Raw genomic sequence first — 5,193 nt, 5'->3', positions numbered from 1 at the left:
CGGCGGGCAGGACCCGGCGGCGGCGGCGCGACCGCCCGGAACGCACGCTCCGGGCGGTTCGCATCGCCGCTTCCCGGCGGTCCGTCCCGGCTCGTCCGGGCGGGCCCCGCCCAGGGACCGGACGGACCGGGGGACCCGTCCCCGCCTGGCCGTTCATGTGCTTTTCGAAACACTTTTGGACGCGATGCCCAATATTGAACTCTCCGGTAACGTGCGGAAGCTAAGGTCTAAGACCAAACGACAGGCGTTCGAGATGCCGGTGCGGCAGACGTGCCCCGGCGTCCATCCGACGGACAGGAGTGGCGCGTGGGCTGGGGCGGTCGTGACTGAGGCGGGGTCCGGGGCCGGGGAGCGGCCGCTGCGCGTGGCGCTGCTGTCCTACCGGAGCAAACCGCACTGCGGCGGCCAGGGCGTCTACCTGCGGCACCTGAGCCGGGAGCTGGCCGACCTCGGGCACTCGGTGGAGATCCTGTCCGGGCAGCCCTACCCCGAGCTCGACCGCGACGAGATCACCCTGACGAAGATCCCGAGCCTGGACCTGTACCGGGACGAGGACCCCTTCCGCACGCCCGCCCGCGAGGAGTTCCGCGACTGGGTGGACGTGCTGGAGTTCGCGCACATGCGCACCGGCGGCTTCCCCGAGCCGCTGACCTTCAGCATCCGGGTGCTGCGCGAGCTGCGGCGCCGCCGCCGCGACTTCGACGTCGCGCACGACAACCAGGTGCTCGGCCTCGCCAACCTCGGCATCACCCGGCTCGGCCTGCCGCTGGTCACCAGCATCCACCACCCGATCAGCGTGGACCGGCGGATCGAGCTCGACGCCGCGCAGGACTGGAAGGCCAAGCTCGGCAAGCGCCGCTGGTACGGCTTCGTGGGCATGCAGTCGCAGGTCGCGCGGCGGATCGGCACGGTCCTCACGGTCTCGGAGTCGTCCAAGGTCGACATCGTCCGGGACTTCAAGGTCGACCCGCGCGACATCGAGATCCTGCCGCTCGGCGTCGACACCTCGGTCTTCCACCCGCGCGGCCCGCTCAGCGGCCGCGTCCCGGGCCGGATCGTCGCGATGGCCAGCGCGGACGCCCCGATCAAGGGCGTGGACGTGCTGCTGCGCGCGGTCGCCAAGGTCGGCACCGAGCGGGACGTGCACGTCGTGATCGTGTCCAGGCCCAAGAAGGACGGCCCGACCGAGCGGCTCGTCAAGGAGCTCGCGCTCGGCGACCGGGTCCGGTTCGTGTCCGGGATCAGCGACGACGAGCTCGGCGAGCTGCTGGCCTCCGCCGAGGTCGCGGTCGTCCCGTCCCGGTACGAGGGCTTCTCGCTGCCCGCCGTCGAGCACATGGCGTCCGGCACCCCGCTGGTCGCCAGCCGCGCGGGCGCGCTGCCCGAGGTGGTCGGCGACGCCGGGATCCTGGTCGAGCCCGGCGACGTGGAGGAACTCGCGGCCGTCCTGCGCCGCCTGCACGACTCCCCCGGGGAGCGGGCGAGGTGGAGCGAGGCGGGACTCGCCAGGGTGCGCGAGCGGTTCGCGTGGCGGGCGGTGGCGCAGGCCACGGTCGGCCACTACCGCGAGGCCATCACCCAGCGCGACTACCTGCGCAAGGCCGCGCGCAAGTAGCGGCGGTCCGGGCGGCGGCGTCCCAGGGGGAACCACCTGGCGGGCCGCGGCGCGGGCACGGATGCGGGACCGGCCTGCCGGAGGTCCCCAGTACGGAAGGAGCACGACCCTGCTGACCGTGGATTTCCAGCGGTTCCGCGTCACCCCCGGAGAGCGCGTCCTCGACATGGGGTGCGGCGCCGGACGGCATGCCTTCGAGCTGTACCGCAGGGGTGCGCACGTCGTGGCCTTCGACCTCGACGCCGAGGAGCTGGCGGGCGTCGAGAAGATGTTCGGCGCGATGCGGCTGGAGGGCGAGGCGGCCGAGGACGCGTCCGCCGAGACCGTCCAGGGCGACGCCCTGTCCATGCCCTTCCCGGACGACCACTTCGACAAGATCGTGGCATCCGAGGTGCTGGAGCACATCCCCGACGACATGCGGGCGATGCGCGAGCTGCTGCGCGTGCTCAAGCCGGGCGGGCAGCTCGCGGTGACCGTCCCGTCCTGGCTGCCCGAGCGGCTGTGCTGGGCGCTGTCGGAGGACTACCACACCGCCCCCGGCGGCCACGTGCGCATCTACACGCGCGCCGAGCTGGAGGCGAAGCTGAAGTCCACCGGCTTCCGGGTGGACGGCCACCACCACGCGCACGGCCTGCACGCGCCGTACTGGTGGATCAAGTGCGCGGTCGGGGTGGACAACGACGCCAACCCGCTCGCCAAGGCCTACCACCAGGTGCTGGTCTGGGACATCATGAAGCGCCCCCTCGCCACCCGCCTCGCCGAGAAGGCGCTGAACCCGCTGATCGGCAAGAGCGTGGTCGTCTACGTGACCAAGCCCGCCCAGCCGTCCAAGCCCGCCGAGCAGCCCGCGGCGAGGGAGACCGCGGATGCGGTCTGAGGTCCCGCCGCCGTCCGTCGATGGCGTCGTGACCTCGGCCGACATCGTCGCGACCGCGCGGAGCATCGCCCGCCAGCAGGAGCCGTCCGGGGCGATCCCGTGGTTCTCCCCGGTGGACGGCGTCCCCGGGCACGTGGACGCCTGGAACCACGTCGAGGCCGCGATGGCGCTGACCGTCGCGGGCCTGCGCGACGAGGCGCGGCGCGCGTACGCGTGGCTGGCGTCGGTGCAGCGTCCGGACGGGTCGTGGCCCGCCAAGTGGGTGCTCGGCGAGGTCACCGAGCCGGGCGGCGAGTCCAACCACGCCGCCTACGTGGCGGTCGGCGTCTGGCACGAGCTGCTGGTCACCGGCGACGAGGCGTTCGCCCGCGCGATGTGGCCGGTGGTGCGGCGCGCGATCGACTTCACGCTCGGGCTGCGCACCCGGCGCGGCGAGATCATGTGGATCCGGCACGAGGACGGCACGGTCGCGGACGAGGCGCTGCTGACCGGCTGCTCGTCGGTGTACCAGTCGCTGCGCTGCGCGGTCGCGCTCGCCGAGCGGCTCGGCGAGCCGCAGCCGGAGTGGGAGCTGGCCGCCGACCAGCTCGGCCACGTCGTGGCCGTCCACCCGGAGGCGTTCGCCGACAAGTCGCGCTGGTCGATGGACTGGTACTACCCCGTGCTCGGCGGGCCCGTCCGCGGCGAGGCCGCCGCGGCGCGGCTGGCCGAGCAGTGGGACACCTTCGTCGTGCCCGGCCTCGGCTGCCGCTGCGTGTCCGACCAGCCGTGGGTCACCGCCGCCGAGTCGTGCGAGCTGGTCATGGCCCTGGACGCCGCGGGCGACCGGGACCGCGCCGTCGAGCTGTTCGCGACCGTCCAGCACCTGCGGCACGAGGACGGCTCCTACTGGACGGGCTGGCAGTTCGAGAACCGCCGCCACTTCCCCGGGGACCGCTCCACCTACACCGCCGCCGCGGTCGTGCTGGCCGCCGACGTGCTGGCGGACGCGTCGCCCGGCGCGCGGCTGTTCAAGGAGGTCGCCGGGCGTCCGCTCGGGCCGTCCGCGCCGTCCGATCCGGCGGCGTGCGGCTGCGCGGCCCGCGTCCCGCGCCAGCTCGCCAACCCCGTCCGCACGCGGCGCTGACCGCCCCGGACCCGCCACCGCCCGCCACCGCCTCACGCCCGCCGCCGACGCCGGGCGACCGGGCGCTAGAACCCGTTACAGCGAAAGGCTCCCGCACGCGCCGTGCGGGAGCCTTCGCGGTCTCCGGGTCAGGAGACGCGCTCCAGGACGCGCAGCGAGCCGACGACCCGGCGCTCCTCGAAGTCGCCGGACTCCAGGGCGCGCAGGTACACGTGGTAGGGGGCCTGGCCGCCGTCCGCGGGGTCGGGGAACACGTCGTGGATCACCAGCGCGCCGCCCGGCGCGACGTGGTGCGCCCAGCCGGTGTAGTCGGCCTGGGCGAGGTCCTCGGCGTGCCCGCCGTCGATGAACAGCAGCGCCAGCGGGGTGCGCCAGAACGCCGCGACCGTCGCGGACGTCCCGACGATCGCGACGACGACGTCCTCCAGCCCTGCGGCGGAGATCGTCTTGCGGAAGGCCGGCATGGTGTCCATGCGGCCCGTGCACGGGTCGACCAGGGACGGGTCGTGGTACTCCCAGCCCGCCTGGTTCTCCTCCGAGCCGTGGTGGTGGTCGACGGTGACGACCGTCGAGCCGGTCAGCCGGGCCGCCGCGCCGAAGTAGACGGCCGACTTGCCGCAGTAGGAGCCGATCTCCAGCAGCGGGGCGGACGCGCCGAACCTCGATCCGTAGGCGTGCGCGGTCTCGTACAGGGCCCGGCCCTCGTCCTCCGGCATGAAGCCCTTGGCCGCGCGGGCGATCCGCAGCAGCTGGGCCGGCATGCCGGGAACCTCCGGGGCCACCTGCGCGGACGCGCCCGGCGCGGGTCGCGCGGACGCGCCCGACGGCGTTCCGGCGGGCGGCTCGGCCGGTACGGCCGGGGTGCTGGTCGTCCCCGCGGGGGTGGACGCCGTTGAGTCGCTCATTGATCTCCTCCGCCGGGCACTTTATCCGGTCCGCCCGGGTCTTGTGACACCTGACTGGAACGTGTTCTACTTTTGCCGTGGGCGCGCGCACTTAGGGCCGAACGGCCCATGGCCCCCGCCGAACCGAGTTCGGTAGGTTGGCCCCGGCCGCGCGTCCGCCGGCAAGGGAACGGAGATCGCGATGAGAGTGTCGGTCGATCCGCTGGTGTGCGAGGCCAACGCCGTCTGCGTCGGCATCGCCGAGGAGGTCTTCGACCTCACCGACGACGACGAACTGGTCATCCTGCGCGAGGAGGTGCCGGCCGAGCTGGCGGACAAGGTCCGGCACGCGGTGCGGTCCTGCCCCAAGGCGGCCCTGAGCCTCCAGGAGTAGCCCGGACCGCCCGTCCCCGGCCGCCCGCACCACATCCCACCCACCCTCGGTACGCCCCGCCCCGCGCACGGGCCCGGCGTCCGTCCTCACTGTGGAGGCGTCACATGGCACGTGCCGCGGTACTGCACGCGGTCGGCGACAAGGAACTGGACCTGCGGGACGACGTGACGACCGTCGATCCGGGGCCCGACCAGGTCCGGGTGCGGATCAGGGCGACCGGCGTCTGCCACTCGGCGATCCGGCAGGTCGCGGCCGGGGAGCCGATGCTGTCCCCGCCGGTGCTGCGCAAGATGATGG

Annotated in this window: 5 protein-coding genes and 1 pseudogene; 5 read left to right on the top strand and 1 reads right to left on the bottom strand. The window is 73.7% G+C overall.

Annotated features, from left to right (window positions below; all coding sequences use genetic code 11):
* Positions 1–322 precede the first annotated feature (322 nt).
* The 3 genes from AB0J52_RS26595 to AB0J52_RS26585 all read left to right on the top strand — a co-directional run bounded on the left by AB0J52_RS26595 (position 323) and on the right by AB0J52_RS26585 (position 3,618).
* Entirely contained in the window at positions 323–1,615 is a 1,293-nt protein-coding gene (locus tag AB0J52_RS26595; protein ID WP_500185030.1) for a glycosyltransferase family 4 protein, read from the top strand.
* A gap of 109 nt (positions 1,616–1,724) precedes the next feature.
* Positions 1,725–2,492: a class I SAM-dependent methyltransferase gene (locus tag AB0J52_RS26590; RefSeq protein ID WP_500185032.1), complete on the top strand. Its 768-nt coding sequence runs from the start codon at positions 1,725–1,727 to the stop codon at positions 2,490–2,492.
* Positions 2,482–3,618, top strand: a complete 1,137-nt coding sequence (locus AB0J52_RS26585; RefSeq protein ID WP_500185029.1) for a glucosidase family protein — start codon at positions 2,482–2,484, stop codon at positions 3,616–3,618. The genes AB0J52_RS26590 and AB0J52_RS26585 overlap by 11 nt, the downstream gene beginning before the upstream one ends.
* Positions 3,619–3,746: 128 nt before the next feature.
* Here the strand turns inward: AB0J52_RS26585 and AB0J52_RS26580 are convergent, their stop codons facing one another.
* Positions 3,747–4,379 carry a class I SAM-dependent methyltransferase gene (locus AB0J52_RS26580; RefSeq protein WP_500185031.1) on the bottom strand — a complete coding sequence of 211 codons (633 nt, stop codon included), beginning with the start codon at positions 4,377–4,379 and terminating at the stop codon, positions 3,747–3,749.
* Between the two features lie 325 nt (positions 4,380–4,704).
* Here AB0J52_RS26580 and AB0J52_RS26575 point away from each other — a divergent pair, with 325 nt between their 5' ends.
* Together AB0J52_RS26575 and AB0J52_RS26570 are read left to right on the top strand one after the other, a co-directional pair.
* Positions 4,705–4,896, top strand: coding sequence for a ferredoxin (locus AB0J52_RS26575; protein WP_500185027.1), 192 nt, complete (start codon positions 4,705–4,707; stop codon positions 4,894–4,896).
* A 104-nt stretch (positions 4,897–5,000) separates the two neighbouring features.
* A pseudogene (locus AB0J52_RS26570) lies at positions 5,001–5,193 on the top strand (Zn-dependent alcohol dehydrogenase); the annotation flags it as partial.

This window comes from Spirillospora sp. NPDC049652 (genome assembly GCF_040675125.1).
Lineage (GTDB): Bacteria > Actinomycetota > Actinomycetes > Streptosporangiales > Streptosporangiaceae > Spirillospora.
The sequence above is the reverse complement of the archived record's forward strand: the minus strand, read 5'-3'. Positions and strand labels throughout refer to the sequence as shown.

Excerpts from the sequence above, each read along its gene's own strand:
- AB0J52_RS26585 (WP_500185029.1), top strand. The coding sequence starts at position 2,482 with ATGCGGTCTGAGGTCCCGCCGCCGTCCGTCGATGGCGTCGTGACCTCG.
- AB0J52_RS26580 (WP_500185031.1), bottom strand. The coding sequence starts at position 4,379 with ATGCCGGCCCAGCTGCTGCGGATCGCCCGCGCGGCCAAGGGCTTCATG.
- AB0J52_RS26575 (WP_500185027.1), top strand. The coding sequence starts at position 4,705 with ATGAGAGTGTCGGTCGATCCGCTGGTGTGCGAGGCCAACGCCGTCTGC.